Genomic DNA, 16,065 nt, shown 5'->3' with positions numbered 1-16,065 from the left:
TGTTTTACACCTCTTCTTCAACATCTTGAGGTGCAGTCATTTCTTTTGTTGTTCCGAAGAAGTATGTTGCGATAAATCCTCCCGCATATGCAGCTAATATTCCTGCAATGTAGCCTAAATACATATTGTCATAAATTAAAGGAATCAATGATAAACCACTCGGTCCAATCGCAACAGCACCAATGTGTCCGATACCGCCGATGACTGCACCGCCGATACCTCCACCAATACATGCTGTAATGAATGGACGGCCTAATGGTAAAGTCACACCATAAATTAAAGGTTCTCCAATACCTAATATTCCTGCAGGTAATGCACCTTTTAATAAACGAATAATCTTTTTGTTCTTACGGCATTTTACCCAAAGCGCTAATGCCGCACCGACTTGGCCTGCACCTGCCATCGCAAGAATCGGTAATAAGAAAGTTGCATGATCTTGGTTGATCATTTCTATATGAATCGGTGTTAAAACTTGATGTAAACCAAACATAACTAATGGCAAGAATGTCGCACCAAGGATAAAGCCGCTAAATGCGCCGCCGATATCTAGCACCCAGTTAATAATACCTAATAGACCTTCTGAGATTACACCCGCTATCGGCATAATTAAGAATATCGTCGCAAGTCCCATAATTAATAAGGTAATCGTAGGTGTCACAATAATATCCACCGCATTCGGAATAATTTTATGCAGACGTTTTTCAACAATTGATAGTAACCAAACCGCAAAGATGACACCGATGACCCCACCTTGTCCAGGCGCTAATGCTTCACCGTTAAAGATATTATGCAATGGTTGTTCAGGTGTCATGCCTGTCAACATGGTAGTACCACCAATCACACCGCCGAGTCCTGGAGTTGCGCCAAATTCTCTAGCCGCATTAATCCCTACATAGATGACTAAGTATGCTAGCAAACCACTTTTGATAATATCAAAGACTAAAGTCAACTGCTTCCACATCGCACCTTCAATATAACCAGCAGACAATAGGTTCGTCAGCACTGCCGCTATACCACCGATTAATCCTGCACCAACAAATGCCGGAATTAAAGGTACAAAAATATTTGCGATTACTCTCAGTACTTTTTTCCATTTAGACTTTTTCTGTTTTTCCTTCATCTGACTTTTAAAGAGTTGTGCTTCTGATTCTACATGTTCTTTATCTGTTTGTTGCGAAGATTCATGATGAACGATTTTTTCACCTAAAGGTGTGCCAATCATTTCGCTCATTTCATTTGCGACCTTATTGACAGTACCTGGGCCTACAATAACTTGTAGTGTTTCGTCTTCTACTACTCCCATGACACCTTCTATTGCTTTGAGTCCTTCTAAATTCACTTTAGAGTAATCAATAATATCCATACGTACACGTGTCATACAATGAATCACACGTTCTAAATTTGCTTTGCCGCCAACATTATTTAATATTTCCTGGGCAATCTTTTTTTCTTTTGACATTGTTGTTCAGCTCCTCATGTTTTTCTGATAAAACCATTCGCTTTTTCTAAACGTTCAACAGCTTCTTCATACGTTATATCATGTAATCCCATAACAATTGCCGCTTTCACATGACCGTTACTGTCATGAAATAACTTTTTACTCTCAGATTCTGAAGTATTAACCACTTCTGAAATGATATTTAACGCACGTCTTCTCAATTTTTCATTTGTCGGTTGAACATCTACCATTAAGTTTTCATAAACTTTACCGATACCGACCATTGCGCCAGTTGATATCATATTCAACACTAACTTTTGTGCTGTTCCAGACTTCAAGCGTGTAGAACCTGTCAGAATTTCAGGACCCACCTCTATTTCAATCGCAATATCTGCAACTGCACCAATCGCTGTATTTTTATTACAAGCAATCGCTGCTGTGTTCGCACCTATCGTATTCGCGTACTCTAGACCGCCAATGACATAAGGCGTTCTGCCACTCGCTGCTAATCCGATCACTGTATCATTTTCATTAAGTTTAAGGTGCTTTAAATCTTGTTCGCCAAGCGTTTTACTATCTTCAGCACCTTCTACAGCTTCAGTCATTGCTTTAGCACCACCTGCGATTAAACCAATCACATCATCTCGAGTCACACCGAAAGTCGGTACACACTCAGCAGCATCTAACACACCTAGCCTGCCGCTCGTACCTGCACCCATATAAATCAACCTGCCGCCTTGCTTAAATCCTTCAATAACAGTATCAATCACACGTGCAATAGACGTATTTTCTTTCGCAATCGCTTGTGCTACGGTTTGATCTTCTTGGTTCATCAAAGCAACAAAATCTTCAGTGCTTAATTCATCTAGATGCATCGTTTTCTCATTACGTTGCTCAGTTGTCATTTTATTAATGTCCATGACTTTCCTCCTCCACTGAAACGAATTCAAATGCGGTATTCGACCCAATCATATTTATACAATCTAAATCACGGGCGTCGACATAACCTAATACATTGACCGCTTCATCCTTAGGTAAATCACACCTTACAATTTGAAGTTCATTCATATAACGACCATATAATGCATTGTCTATCGTCACAGCACCTTTACGACGTTCTACTACATTATGCGGCGATACTTCTTCAGTAAATGTTTTTCGTGCTTCAATGGCTCTCACAACATCACGTGCGACATCTGGTCGATTATGATAAGTCCCTAAATATTTACTGTCTGAGCTTAAATTTGTTCGTAAAACAACACGGTTTAATCTGAAATACGTATCGAATTGATGAATCATAAAATCGTCAATTTGACTGTCTCCCACACAAGCAATATCACACAAATCCTCTTCCAGCTCGACTGCTGCGGCTAATGGATGATACTGACGATGGTCTTCTAGTGTTGGTAAACCGCGATAGATAGGTCCTCTTAATTGAGTACCAGGGACAAACGCCATGATTTGAATTTCAGGAAATGCTCCTTTTAATCGCTCGTTTATATATTGAAAGAAAGTACGTTCCAAGCCTGTATCAGGTCTAGGATAATAATTATGTGCAACTAAGATATTCTCTTGAGAAATTGCGCGATCACTCAGCTCACGTAGAATTTGAAATGCATCTGTGCTCGCATTCAACATCACTGAATATTTTGCTTCTACATACTCTGCCAAACTATTTATATCGACCGCTTCATCCAAACGAACAATATCAATGCCCACATCACGAATCGATTCTGGTGCACTCAAAGACAAACCCAGTTGACGCAGTGTTTGTCCATTCACATCAGCAATAATTTGTGCACGGTTCCCATTTATTACGGCTAACTGTTTTAACCGCGTCAAATACGTATCTTGGTCATCTTCTGGAATTTGAAGTGATGTAAATATATATCGAAATCCATGATTCAACATTTTGTCGATATATGTTTCGTCAAACGCTTCTCCTAGATAGACAGAAAACCCTAAGTTCAATCCAACCACCTCTTTTAAAAGTTTTATTTTCATTTAAATCAACTACTTTTTAGCATGTAAGACTGAGAATCAAATTAAGCAATCAATTATGTGTAATCGCTTACATTATCACACAGTTGTAATACTATTACAATATCAATCTTGAATATATGTATTTTTGTAACGAGAGTTCAAAAATAATTTTATTTTCAAACCTCCACTACACCTTATAGACGTGCTACAATAGGCAGTAATATCACATTAATGCTAGAAAAGAGGCCGACTATGATTAAAGAAACACTTCAACTTTTTAATGAAGGCACACCGATTTTAAACATCTTACAAGATGGACGACGCCAAGAACTATTAGTACTGTTATGTAAAAAAGGACCTTTAACTGTAAATCAATTAACTGAACTAGTAACCATCTCACGCCCTGCAGTTTCACATCATTTAAAGTTGATGTTAGATGCAGGAATACTTTCTGTTGAACAAAAAGGACTTGAACGTTACTATCGCTCTGACCTAGGTCCGACACTGGATTGGTTAAAGGCTTTAACTGCTTCTCTTGAAGATGATTTACAAAAATAACATTTTTTGAGCATATCTATGTTTAAGTTCGTAAACATAGTGGTATACTTTTACCAGAGAAAGAGACATTCTATATATGAAGGAGCTTGATTATGACTCAAAAAATTATTTTAGAACAAGCAGCACTTGACTTTGCGAAAGCCAATGACCCACATCCACGTATATATGAGTTACCTCCAGAAGAAGGTCGAAAATTATTAGAAGATGTACAATCATCAGATATTAAAAAATATGATGTAGATATTGAAGATACAACATTTGAAACAAAATCTTATGGCGAAGTTCCTGTTCGATTCATTCGTCCAAAAGGAAACCAAGAAAAATTACCAGTGATTTATTATATTCATGGTGCAGGTTGGGTATTCGGAAGCCCGCATACACATGACAAACTTGTCAGAGAACTTGCGGTACGTACAAATTCAGTCGTTGTATTCCCTGATTATGATTTATCACCTGAAGCGAAATATCCGACAGCAATTGAACAAAACTACGATGTCTTACAACAATTAAAAGATGTCGCAGAGGATAAAAACTTAGACTTAAACCGTTTAACAGTTGCGGGTGATTCAGTCGGCGGTAATATGTCAGCTGTAATGACTTTAATGACAAAACAACGTAATGGCTTACCAATTCACCAACAATTACTTTATTACCCTGTAACAAATGCTGCGTTTGACACAGATTCTTATAATGAATTTGCGGAAGGTTACTATTTAACTAAAGAAGGTATGCAGTGGTTCTGGGATCAATATACAACAGATGAAAATGAACGCGCAGAAATTACTGCTTCACCATTACGTGCATCATTAGAAGAATTAAAAGACTTACCAAAAGCGATGATTATTAACGCTGAAGCTGACGTATTACGTGATGAAGGCGAAGCTTATGCACACAAATTAAGAGAAGCTGGTAATGATGTGACACATGCACGTATGCAAGGTACAATCCATGACTTTGTGATGGTTAACGATTTAGACAAAACAAATGCGACACGTGCAGCAATGGATTTATCTACAGACTGGATCAACAAACAAAACGAACAATAAAGTATTCACTTTAAGACCGATGTCAAAAGCATCGGTCTTTTTCTATGTATCAAAAAACACGCCCCTTACATCAAGGACGTGTTTTGAATGGATGATTGAATTTTAGTCATTTGGAAAGGTCATAGCGACTTATTTTTGATAATCATAAGCAGTGATGATAATATCTTTTAGTTCACTGATTAATGGTTCTTTCGGGTTAGCAGTTGTACATTGGTCTTCGTATGCAAGTTCAGCCATACGGTCTACTGTTTTATCTAATACTTCTTGTGTTAAACCTTGTGCTTTAAGATTCATTTCGATACCTACGCTTTGACCTAATTCATAAACAGCATCTGCCAAAGCTTCCACTAAATCTTCTGTTGTTTTACCTTTTAAGCCTAAGAATTTCGCAATATCTGCATAATCTTGATCCGCTCTGAAGTAATCATATTTAGGGAACATCGCATGTTTTTGCGGATCTTTCGCATTATATCTGATGACATGCGGTAATAAAATCGCATTCGTACGACCATGCGGAATGTTGTATTCTCCACCGATTTTATGTGCGATTGAGTGACTGATTCCTAAGAATGCATTAGCAAACGCCATACCTGCAAGTGTTGAAGCATTATGCATACGTTCTCTTGCATCTGGATCTCCATCATTCGCTGAAGCTTTTAAATCATCGAAAACAATTTTAATCGCTTGTAAGCTTAAGCCACGTGTATAATCACTCGCCATTACGGATACATAAGATTCAATTGCGTGTGTTAACACATCCATACCTGTATCAGCAGTGACCCCTCTCGGCACACTTAATACAAATTGTGAATCTACGATAGCTACATCTGGCGTCAAGGCATAATCTGCTAATGGATATTTGACATGTGTATCACTATCTGTGATAACCGCAAATGGTGTAACTTCTGAACCTGTACCTGAAGTGGTTGGAATACAAACCATTTTCGCACGTTGTGCTGGCATAATTTTATAAGCACGTTTACGAATGTCTAAGAATTTTTGTTTCGCACCGAAAAATGATAAATCTGGGTGTTCGAAGAATGCCCACATGCCTTTCGCCGCGTCCATAACAGATCCGCCGCCGATTGCGATAATTGTATCCGGTTGGAATTCAACCATTAACTCTAAACCTTTATAGACAGTGTTAGTTGATGGGTTGGGTTCAACATCGCTAAAGATACGCACATCAGGTGCATCATTACGTCGTGCTAGTACTTCTTGTACACGTTTCGCATAACCAAGATTTACCATGCCTTCGTCTGTCACGATTACAACACGTTCAACTTCTTTCATTTGCGTTAAATACATAAGTGAGTTTTTCTCAAAGAAATTTTAGGTGGAAGTTTGAACCATTGCATATTATTTCTCCTTTTAGCGATTGTTTTTATATTGATTAAATCGACAGCTGAAACGTTATGAGAAACTGAGTTATGTCCATAAGAGCCGCAACCTAACGTCAATGATGGAATCATTTCATTATAGATATTACCGATACCACCTTCAGCTGATGGAGAGTTGACTAACACACGACAAGCATTCATGCGAATACCGAATTCTCTTTGTAAAGCTTCATCTTCTGTATGCACGACTGCAGTATGACCTAAGCCGCCTAAATTAAGCATACCTTCACATAATTCTAAGCCATGTTCACGGTTTTCTGCTTTCACCATTGCGAGTACTGGAGATAATTTTTCACGAGATAACGAATAATCTGGTCCTACACCTTCAAGTTCCGCAATTAACATTTTCGTACCTTCAGGCACTTTGATTCCGACTGATGCCGCAATTTCAGTGGCTGGTTTACCTACGATATCTGCATTGACTGCACAACGGTCTTCACGCATCACGATACTTTCTAATTTAGATAATTCTTTTTTCTTAACGATATAACATTGATGTGCTTCAAATTCTTTTTTCACTTCATCATAGATTTCTTTATCTACAATGACACCTTGTTCAGAAGCACAAATCATGCCGTTATCAAAAGTCTTAGATACAATGACATCATTGACTGCACGTTTGATTTTCGCAGACTTTTCGATATATGCCGGTACGTTACCTGGACCTACACCTAATGCTGGCTTACCTGTTGAATACGCAGATTTCACCATACCTGCACCACCTGTCGCAAGTACTAATGCCACTTTGTCATGGTTCATTAATAATTTAGTTGCTTCTAATGATGGATGTTCAATCCATTGAATAATATGTTCTGGTGCTCCTGCTTTGAGTGCTGCTTCATAAATGACTTTCGCCACAAGTGCAGAAGATTGTTGTGCACTTGGATGGAAAGCGAAGATAATCGGGTTACCTGTTTTAATTGCGATAATTGCTTTAAAAATTGTTGTAGAAGTCGGGTTCGTTGTCGGTGTTACACCACATACTACACCGACAGGTGAAGCTACATACGTCAAACCACGTTGTTCATCTTCATCAATGACACCAATCGTTTTATTGTATTTGATAGATTGCCAGATATATTCTGATGCATATAGATTCTTGATAGCTTTATCTTCATAAATACCACGGCCTGTTTCTTCATAGGCAGCTTTCGCAAGTTCCATATGTTTGTCTACAGCTGCCATTGCCATCGCATGAACAATGTGATCAATTTGTGTTTGATCAAGCTTTGCTAATTCACGTAATGCATGTTGTCCATTTTCTGCAAGTGCATCAATCATTTGTTGCGTGGGATTAATTTCAGGTTGTACTTCTGTTGGTTGTTTCTCATTTTGAGTAGATGTAGTCATTTCTATTTCCTCCTCGACATGAATGCTTCTGAATTACTTTGTGAATTATTTCACAAACAGAATATCCTATTTTTTACTTGGAGTAAATGAAAAACACATATTTTTATTTTATTTCGTTACGATTGTGTGAACATCATAATTAAACAAATTCATATAAGACTTAGAACCGCAATTAGTTAAGCGCTTACATTACCCTTGTTAATTGTTCTGAAAAAAATTAAGTTGTTGTGAGCATATCAATTCCTATTTCACATTGAGCAAGGTAAAATAAATTTTACTTAGATGATCATTTAAGGAGCAGTTGATATTTTAGAAGTCACTGCTTAATTTTTTACCAACTATGTTTACGAACTTGAACATAAGGAAAAAGTAACATAAACACACAAATTTGGAGTGATAAAGCATGCAAACTGTTCTAGGAAGTAATGGCCAAATCGGCCACGAAATTGCAAGAGAACTTTATAAAAATTACACAAAAGACATTCGTTTAGTCGGCAGAAAACCTAAAAAAATTCATGATAGTGATGAACTCGTTGCCGCAGATTTAATGAACTACGCAGAAGCATACCATGCGATTGAAGGCAGTGATGTTGTTTATTTCGCAGTTGGCTTGCCTGCCAATTCTGAAATGTGGGAACAACGCTTCCCTGTCATGATGAAAAATGTTATTAAAGCTTGCCTTGAAACCAATGCTAAACTGGCTTTCTTCGATAACACATACATGTATGAAAAAAACGCAAATGTACAAACAGAATCTAGCCCATTTGTACCTGTAGGACGCAAATCAGTGGTCCGTGCACAGATGGCTGAAATGGTCCTCAAAGCGATGAATGAACAAAATTTACAAGTGGTAATTGGTCGTGCACCTGAATTCTATGGTCCTGATAAAACGCAAAGTATTACAAACACTTTAGTATTCGATCGTATTAAAGCTGGCAAAAAAGCGATTATTCCTGTCAGTGCTTCAGTGTTGCGTACTTTAATTTGGACACCAGATGCAAGTCGTGCGCTAGCGTTACTTGGCAATACACCAGACGCTTATGGCCAAACATGGCATTTACCAGTAGCCGGCAGTCTGACATATGAGAAGCTCATCAAAAAAACAGAAGCAGTACTCCATCAAAAAATCGGCTACCATGTCTTACCAATGTGGGGCTTTAAAATTGGCAGCTTATTCAATGATCAAGTCAAAGAACTGATGGAATTACTGCCAAGATATAAATACAATAATATTTTCAATTCAGATAAATTTAAGCAACGTTTCCCAGAATTCCACATCACTTCTTACGATGAAGGAATTAAAACAGTATTTAATGCTTAAACAGGGTAATTAAGAAGAAGTGGGCTTTTCCATAGAAAGAAGGTTAAAGTATGAAAAAAATTATGATAGTCAACACAAGTACAGATCATTTCGGTGAATTTTCAAAACCAACAGGACTTTGGTTAGGAGAACTTGTTCACTTTTATGATTATTTTAACGACGGCAACTACGAAATCGACATTTTCAGTGTTGAAGGCGGCGAAACGCCAATAGACCCAGTTAGCTTGAACTCTGTCTTTTTAGATAAAGTGACAAAACGTTATTATGATGATGAAAAATTTATGACACAATTAAAATACTCTAAATCGATTAAAGAAGCAGATCCATCAAAATACGATGTTATCTACTTCACTGGCGGCCATGGGGTAATGTTTGATTTCCCTAATAATAAATACATTCAAAATGCGATTAATGAAGTTTATGGTCACAACGGTATTGTGGCAGCTGTATGTCATGGTATCGCAGCGTTATTAAACGTTAAAGACAATAATGGCAGATACTTCATTGACCAAAAACAAATGACAGGCTTTTCTAATACAGAAGAATTGCTCGCAAATCGTAAAAAACTTGTTCCATTCATGTTAGAAGATGAAATTAAACGTCGTGGCGCAGATTATCAAAAAGCCATGTTACCTTTCACACCTGAAGTTGAAACAGATGGACGACTTGTAACAGGCCAAAATCCACAGTCACCTAAACAAGTGGCACAAGCAGTCAGTCGACTTCTTTAATTGAATCATTAAAGACTAAAAAAAGCTTCTTCTTGTTTAATTTTCAAAACAAGGAGAAACTTTATTTTTATATTATTTATAGTTTGCGAATGAATGCCATTAAGACAAATTGCAATGGCAAGCGGCTGTATAAAGCCCACTTAGGTGGTTGATAATCGCCTAACGGTAATTGTTTGCGTGCCATATAAATATTAGCTGGAAATACCGAAATTAAAAAAGCATTGATACCTCGTTTAAATGCTTGGCTTGGGCGTTTCCAGAATAGAACGCCACCAATGATTAGTTCAACAATGCCTGTTACAATTACTGCTGTTTTACGTAATGGTAAATACTTCGGAACGATGCGAGTAAAAGCATCAGAACGCACAAAGTGCATGACTCCTGCTAGGCTGAATAGACCTCCTAAAACCAAACGTAATCCTTTACGCATTTCGTCACCTTCTTTTTATAGTCATCCTTTCTATTATTTCACAAATTGTAACTTTTTAACAAAAAATCAATATTTTCCACAAAAATTCAGAAAACGAGTTTAAAATGTAACTTTTTGAGGAATACTATTTCTAGTCAGAATCTTCAGTCACAAATTATTTCGGCAAGGGGGTAGGCATATGCCTAAGAAATTATTTAGTGTGGATTTGAATAAGAAAATGGATCAGCAAGCACATCCCGGACACAACCGATGGCACCCGGACATTCCGGCTGCATTTTCAGTTGAACCCGGGGAATCATTTAGGATGGAATGTTTAGACTGGACCGATGGTCAAGTCTCAAACAATGACGACCCAAGCGATATCAAGTATGTCAACTTGAACCGTGTACATGTACTGAGTGGTCCCGTATATGTCAACGGTGTTGAGCCTGGCGACTTACTCGTCGTCGACATCTTAGATATCGGCGCATTCCCAGAACACGAATGGGGCTTTAACGGAATTTTCGACGTGACAAACGGTGGCAGTTTCCTCGTCGACCATTATCCGAATGCCCAAAAATCGATTTGGGATTTCAATGGTATTTATGCGACAAGTCGTCATGTACCTGGTGTAGAATTTGTCGGATTGATTCACCCAGGATTGATTGGGGTTGCGCCTTCCCAAGAAATGTTGGATGAATGGAACCGACGTGAACAAGCATTGGTAGATACAGATCCGAACAGAGAGCCGGTATTAGCAAACTTACCTGATACGGATGCTGTAGTGCTTGGCACTTTAGAAGGAAAAGATTTCGACCGCGTCGCTAAAGAAGGTGCCAGAACCGTTCCTCCTAGAGAAAACGGCGGTAACTGCGATATCAAAAACTTATCGAAAGGTTCCCGCATTTATTTCCCAGTCTTTGTCGACGGTGCAAAGTTATCTGTCGGCGATCTGCATTTCTCACAAGGTGATGGTGAAATTACATTCTGCGGCGGTATCGAAATGCCTGGTTGGATTGATTTACGCGTCAACGTGATTAAAAATGGCATGGAAAAATATCAAATTAAAAAGAACCCAGCCTTCAAACCAGGACCTGTAATGCCGAACTATACAGATTATATTGTATTCGAAGGTATTTCAGTAGATGAGTTCAGCGGAAAACAAGAGTATTTAAATGCGAATACCGCTTATCGCAACGCTTGTTTAAACGCGATTGAATTCTTAAAAACACGAGGCTTTACAGGTGAACAAGCTTATATGTTACTTGGAACAGCGCCCGTCCAAGGTACAGTTGCTGGTATCGTGGATGTTCCAAACGCTTGTTGTACAATTGCAATACCTCGTGAAATCTTCAGAGATGATATCATTCCGAATTTGGAGCCTGATGAGTAATGCCCAATTACACTTATGCATGCACAAAACACGGTGAATTTACGCTAAATCAATCTATGAATGAAAATCATGATTATGCAGTTTGCCCTGACTGCAATCAAGACGCAAAACGCGTCTTCGTCCCATTCAATACTTCAAAGATTGATTCAAAATTAAAAAGAAGAATTGAATCTGGTCAAGAACCAAAAGTTGTTTCGCACGATAAACTCCCAAACAAACCGAAACAACAAAATACGCATAACCGTCCTTGGATGGTCTAATCAATACTAAAAAAATCGAATACCCATCATACAAATGATAAAATTCGCATACAAACATACAGCCCATTTGCATGCGATCGATAAATCTACAACTGAAAATTAAACCAGGCACATCCATCTACGTTGAGTTATACCCTCCTCAATGAATGATGCTTGATGTCCATACAAACACTTGGCATATGAATGTTGCACATAATAAAAATAATAAACCGATATTGAAGATGTTAACGTGCAACGACACTGGATTAAATAATCCTATCCAATCATTGCCACAAAAGTAAAAGGTTAATCTGTCATAAATCACTCATGGCTGTTTTCTCCCCTTCGCAGCCATGAGGCTGACAGACAATAAGATAAGATGAATAAGAAAGACACATGTCGCCATTTCGGTGCATGTGTCTTTTATTTTTATTACAATAAGTATTTTTTTAAATGTTCGGACCATAGAGTCTTGGTGTATGATCCACCGCTTCTCCTTCAAGCAATTGACTTAACTCTTCTTTCCAAGACGGCGGTGTATAGTCATTATCCATTAGCTGACGCATCAGTTGCGGATGGTCTGTATGATGATATAATACATCATTCATCTTCGCAATTGTCCATGTTTCACATGGGCGTTCTACTAACTCAAACACATCGCCTTGTTGAATACGACCTTCCTCAAGCACTCTGAAGTACCAACCTGTACGCCCTGTATCTTGAATACGTTGTCCGAAGTCAATCCATTTCACCCGTCTGCCTGGTTTCCAACAAGGTCTGCGTGGTTGTGAGACTTGTACTAACGCTTCACCGACTCGATAAATATCTCCGATACATACCGTCGTTTCATCCATATCTGTCACAGATACATTTTCACCATTTGTCCCGGCTTTGAATTCTGCATCTGGATATTCTTCTGCCCATTTATCATAATGAATGACACTATACGCAAATAATGCTTTTTCTGGTCCGCCGTGATGTTTCTTATCTCCCACATCATCACCTTCCAAACCGCTTTTAGTCAGAAAGACAGGTATCGGCATGGCTTTCTTATACGCAGCAGTCATCCATTGCTGATCCAGTTTATTAACGGCGTGCGGATGCCCTACTGTTTCCACACCGCCTACAAATAACGTTTCTATTCTGCTCACCGTCTTCACCCTTTCAACAAATCCCTTTCACACTATTGTAACGTATTTTAGTTTCAAATGAATACTAACAAGACGTTTAATGTCCTAGTTTCAAGCCAATAATCTATCTAAAATTCCATTTGTGATTTATTTTACATTTATGAGTTAAACTATTTGCGAAATCACTTCATTTTTACCATACTAGAGATGAAAGAGATATAGCAAAATGCGGAAAGAGGAGTGTCAATAAATGAACCAAGAACAATTTGACAAAATTAAAAATGGTAAAGGATTTATCGCAGCATTAGACCAAAGCGGTGGTAGTACTCCTAAAGCGCTTAAAGCTTACGGAATTGAAGAAAATGAATACTCAAACGATGATGAAATGTTTGACCTTGTACACGAAATGCGTACACGCATCATTACTTCACCTGCTTTCAACGGAGACAAAATCCTAGGAGCTATCCTATTCGAGCAAACAATGGATCGTGAAATTGAAGGACAATACACTGGTGACTTCCTAGCAAGCAAAGGTGTCGTACCATTCTTGAAAGTCGACAAAGGATTAGCTGACCAAAATGAAGGCGTTCAATTAATGAAACCTATTCCAGATTTAGATGAATTATTGAAACGCGCAAACGAACGTCATATCTTCGGTACAAAAATGCGTTCTAACATTTTAGAAAACAACAAAGAAGGTATCGAAAAAGTTGTTAAACAACAATTCGAAGTTGCTAAAGAAATCATTGCGGCTGGTTTAGTACCAATTATCGAACCAGAAGTTAACATTCACGCAGAAGATAAAGAAGCAATCGAAGAAAACTTAGCAGCAGCAATCAAAGCTGAGTTAGACAACTTAAATAAAGATCAAAATGTTATGTTGAAATTAACAATTCCAACAAAAGCAAACACTTATAAAGAACTTATCGAACACCCTCAAGTGGTACGTGTTGTTGCATTATCTGGTGGTTACAGCCGTGAAGAAGCAAACAAAATCTTAAAAGAAAACGATGGCTTAATCGCAAGCTTCTCTCGTGCATTAGTAACTGACTTGAACGTTAACCAATCAGACGAAGAATTTAACAATAAATTACAAGATGCGATTGATACAATCTACGACGCATCAGTAAACAAAGCATAATAATCATTCAATTATTGAGGCGAATCTCTACTAAGAGGTTCGCTTTTTTTATGCCTTAATATTGATTTAATCATCTAAATGATTACATGTTAACACTAAATGTAATCACTTTTATTTTGATTCCATTCATACTAAAATACAAGAGACTTAAAAAAAGAGAATACAAGTCGCCTACTAAATACAACAGGAGATGACACAAATGGCGTCTAATTTAACACCACGTTACTTACAAGATAAACGTGCTAACTTTCATGAACTCTTTTATGACTTGATTTTCGTATATGCTTTGCAGAAAATTGCACATGTATTACTTCAACTTACAGGTAACGGCACTTTAACCTTAAATACCTTTATTATTTATATTTTAATGAGTCTATTTTTATGGCTACTATGGGCACATCAAACAGTCTTCACTAACCGCTTTGGTGAGCTATTACCAAAAGATGTAGGCTTCACTATTGTGAATATTTTTCTTTTGATTTTCTTATCCAACAGTTTCTATCCAGATTTCAATAAAACCTTTGTACCCTTTATGACTTATATGTCATTACTTTATTTAAGTATTTGTCTACAATATTTACTACAAATACGCCATACAAAATTAAAAGGCGATAGAATGACATGTATTGCTTATGTCATTGTCACATCTTTTGTTGCAATCTTTTCAATCATTGGTTCATTTACACCGCCACCTTATCGCTTTGTGCCAGGGAACTTAGGTTTAATGATTGCTGCAATAGGTTTAGTACCATTTCGTAAATATTTAAAAGAATCTCCTGTCAATATGATGCATTTAGTAGAACGTTATGCTCTTTTGACTATCATCGTATTTGGAGAATTATTAGTAGGTATCGCAAGTATCTTCAGTATTACGACATTTGATTATCTTTATATTTTCCAATTCATGATTTTAATTGGATTATTCTTAGCTTATTGGGCAATTACAGAGTTTTATATTAACCATCGTCATCGCACCATCGGGTTTAAATTAAATTATTCACACCTTATCATTAATATTGCATTAGGCGGCGTGAATGCGGCTATTATCTTCAGCAGCAGTGGTAAAATCAATCGATTATTTGAAGTACACTTTATGTATGCCAGCATTTTCTTATTCTTCTTCGGATTATGGATGAATATGTCCTATTTCCATGATTACTATCGAAAATTGCGTTTATTCATCATATCCGTATCGTTGATTATTACTGGTTATATCATCAGTATCACCTTCGTCCAATACGACGATGTCTTGATTATTTCGTCCGCTATGGTCAATTCAACCATCGCACTTGTTTATTATAAAAATAAACGTAAACTGACACGTGCAAGTATTGCTATACATCAGTAAGCACTTAAAGTTTATTTTCATTGTCTATGACCACTTGTCCAAAATAATCATTTGGACGAGTGGTTTATTTTAACTTCACTTTCCCGTATAAAACGATTAATTTCTTTAAAACCATTTAATTCAATCCATTTTATCCGATTCAAACTATTTGCTTTAGCTTGAATAATAGAAGGAAAATGATTCATTGGGAAGTCCCAAATATATTTTACAAATTCAAGTCGCATTGACTTTGGATTGCCGCCAGTATCTTCGTTCTTTAATAATCTAAAATAACGTTTAACGACATTCAAAATACATTTCCAACGTGGTGCTTTCAACCAAATGACAAGTTCTGCTTGTTCTAACCTCAAAGGTAAAGTGTCTCTATAATTCCCATCTATAATCCAAGATTCATTTTCAGCAATTACTTTTTCGATTTGTTTTATAAACTCTTCTTGATTAATTGTTTCATGATCATTTTTCCAAAACAGTTTATCTAAATGAAAGACTGGAATATTCATTTTCTGACTTAACTGTTTAGCAAATGTTGATTTTCCTGTGCCAGGGCTGCCAATCACCAGAATCCTTTCCGCCTTATT

14 protein-coding genes and 1 pseudogene are annotated in these 16,065 nt (G+C 37.3%); 8 read left to right on the top strand and 7 right to left on the bottom strand.

Annotation, left to right across the window (positions count from 1 at the left end; genetic code table 11):
* Positions 1 to 4: 4 nt before the first annotated feature.
* The 3 genes from HMPREF2846_RS12980 to HMPREF2846_RS12970 are packed head-to-tail and all read right to left on the bottom strand — an operon-like array spanning position 5 to position 3,442.
* On the bottom strand, positions 5 to 1,459 hold the full coding sequence (locus HMPREF2846_RS12980; protein WP_070626804.1) for a PTS transporter subunit EIIC: 1,455 nt from the start codon (positions 1,457 to 1,459) through the stop codon (positions 5 to 7).
* Positions 1,460 to 1,473: 14 nt separating this feature from the next.
* Positions 1,474 to 2,358 carry an N-acetylmuramic acid 6-phosphate etherase gene (gene murQ, locus HMPREF2846_RS12975; protein ID WP_070626803.1) on the bottom strand — a complete coding sequence of 295 codons (885 nt, stop codon included), beginning with the start codon at positions 2,356 to 2,358 and terminating at the stop codon, positions 1,474 to 1,476.
* Positions 2,348 to 3,442 (bottom strand): MupG family TIM beta-alpha barrel fold protein, encoded by a 1,095-nt coding sequence (locus tag HMPREF2846_RS12970; RefSeq protein WP_070626802.1) that lies wholly within the window; start codon positions 3,440 to 3,442, stop codon positions 2,348 to 2,350. Before HMPREF2846_RS12970 ends, murQ begins: the two co-directional genes overlap by 11 nt.
* Positions 3,443 to 3,673: 231 nt before the next feature.
* Between HMPREF2846_RS12970 and HMPREF2846_RS12965 the strand changes: the two genes are divergently transcribed.
* Complete coding sequence (locus HMPREF2846_RS12965) at positions 3,674 to 3,979, top strand: ArsR/SmtB family transcription factor (protein ID WP_002479982.1); 306 nt, start codon at positions 3,674 to 3,676, stop codon at positions 3,977 to 3,979.
* A gap of 92 nt (positions 3,980 to 4,071) precedes the next feature.
* Complete coding sequence (locus HMPREF2846_RS12960; protein ID WP_061055178.1) at positions 4,072 to 5,025, top strand: alpha/beta hydrolase; 954 nt, start codon at positions 4,072 to 4,074, stop codon at positions 5,023 to 5,025.
* Positions 5,026 to 5,154: 129 nt separating this feature from the next.
* Here the strand turns inward: HMPREF2846_RS12960 and adhE are convergent.
* A pseudogene (adhE, locus tag HMPREF2846_RS12955) lies at positions 5,155 to 7,706 on the bottom strand (bifunctional acetaldehyde-CoA/alcohol dehydrogenase).
* Between the two features lie 472 nt (positions 7,707 to 8,178).
* Here adhE and HMPREF2846_RS12950 point away from each other — a divergent pair.
* Both HMPREF2846_RS12950 and HMPREF2846_RS12945 read left to right on the top strand, forming a co-directional pair.
* Positions 8,179 to 9,096 (top strand): NAD-dependent epimerase/dehydratase family protein, encoded by a 918-nt coding sequence (locus HMPREF2846_RS12950; RefSeq protein WP_070626801.1) that lies wholly within the window; start codon positions 8,179 to 8,181, stop codon positions 9,094 to 9,096.
* A gap of 50 nt (positions 9,097 to 9,146) precedes the next feature.
* A complete protein-coding gene (locus HMPREF2846_RS12945; protein ID WP_070626800.1) occupies positions 9,147 to 9,827 on the top strand; it encodes a type 1 glutamine amidotransferase domain-containing protein in 681 nt (226 codons plus the stop codon).
* Positions 9,828 to 9,903: 76 nt separating this feature from the next.
* Here HMPREF2846_RS12945 and HMPREF2846_RS12940 read toward each other — a convergent pair whose 3' ends face one another.
* The gene (locus HMPREF2846_RS12940) at positions 9,904 to 10,257 is read right to left on the bottom strand and encodes a DoxX family protein (RefSeq protein WP_023015591.1); all 354 of its coding nucleotides are present in this window, start codon (positions 10,255 to 10,257) and stop codon (positions 9,904 to 9,906) included.
* Between the two features lie 178 nt (positions 10,258 to 10,435).
* On the opposite strand from HMPREF2846_RS12940, the gene fmdA reads away from it, so the two are divergent.
* Complete coding sequence (gene fmdA, locus HMPREF2846_RS12935; protein ID WP_002479988.1) at positions 10,436 to 11,629, top strand: formamidase; 1,194 nt, start codon at positions 10,436 to 10,438, stop codon at positions 11,627 to 11,629.
* Positions 11,629 to 11,889, top strand: coding sequence for a zinc ribbon domain-containing protein (locus tag HMPREF2846_RS12930; protein WP_002479989.1), 261 nt, complete (start codon positions 11,629 to 11,631; stop codon positions 11,887 to 11,889). The genes fmdA and HMPREF2846_RS12930 overlap by 1 nt, the downstream gene beginning before the upstream one ends.
* 428 nt (positions 11,890 to 12,317) lie before the next feature.
* On the opposite strand, the gene HMPREF2846_RS12925 is transcribed toward HMPREF2846_RS12930, so the two are convergent.
* Positions 12,318 to 13,019: an MOSC domain-containing protein gene (locus HMPREF2846_RS12925; protein ID WP_023015593.1), complete on the bottom strand. Its 702-nt coding sequence runs from the start codon at positions 13,017 to 13,019 to the stop codon at positions 12,318 to 12,320.
* Between the two features lie 229 nt (positions 13,020 to 13,248).
* Here HMPREF2846_RS12925 and HMPREF2846_RS12920 point away from each other — a divergent pair, with 229 nt between their 5' ends.
* Both HMPREF2846_RS12920 and HMPREF2846_RS12915 read left to right on the top strand, forming a co-directional pair.
* Positions 13,249 to 14,139 carry a fructose bisphosphate aldolase gene (locus HMPREF2846_RS12920; RefSeq protein WP_002479991.1) on the top strand — a complete coding sequence of 297 codons (891 nt, stop codon included), beginning with the start codon at positions 13,249 to 13,251 and terminating at the stop codon, positions 14,137 to 14,139.
* Between the two features lie 199 nt (positions 14,140 to 14,338).
* Positions 14,339 to 15,487 (top strand): low temperature requirement protein A, encoded by a 1,149-nt coding sequence (locus HMPREF2846_RS12915; RefSeq protein ID WP_070626799.1) that lies wholly within the window; start codon positions 14,339 to 14,341, stop codon positions 15,485 to 15,487.
* A gap of 47 nt (positions 15,488 to 15,534) precedes the next feature.
* Here the strand turns inward: HMPREF2846_RS12915 and HMPREF2846_RS12910 are convergent, their stop codons facing one another.
* Positions 15,535 to 16,044: an AAA family ATPase gene (locus HMPREF2846_RS12910; RefSeq protein WP_256274919.1), complete on the bottom strand. Its 510-nt coding sequence runs from the start codon at positions 16,042 to 16,044 to the stop codon at positions 15,535 to 15,537.
* Between the last annotated feature and the right edge of the window lie 21 nt (positions 16,045 to 16,065).

The sequence above is a fragment of the Staphylococcus sp. HMSC056G08 genome (assembly GCF_001812305.1).
In the GTDB taxonomy this organism is placed as follows: domain Bacteria; phylum Bacillota; class Bacilli; order Staphylococcales; family Staphylococcaceae; genus Staphylococcus; species Staphylococcus simulans.
Note: the sequence above shows the minus strand (reverse complement) of the source record. Positions and strands in the feature narration are given on the sequence as shown.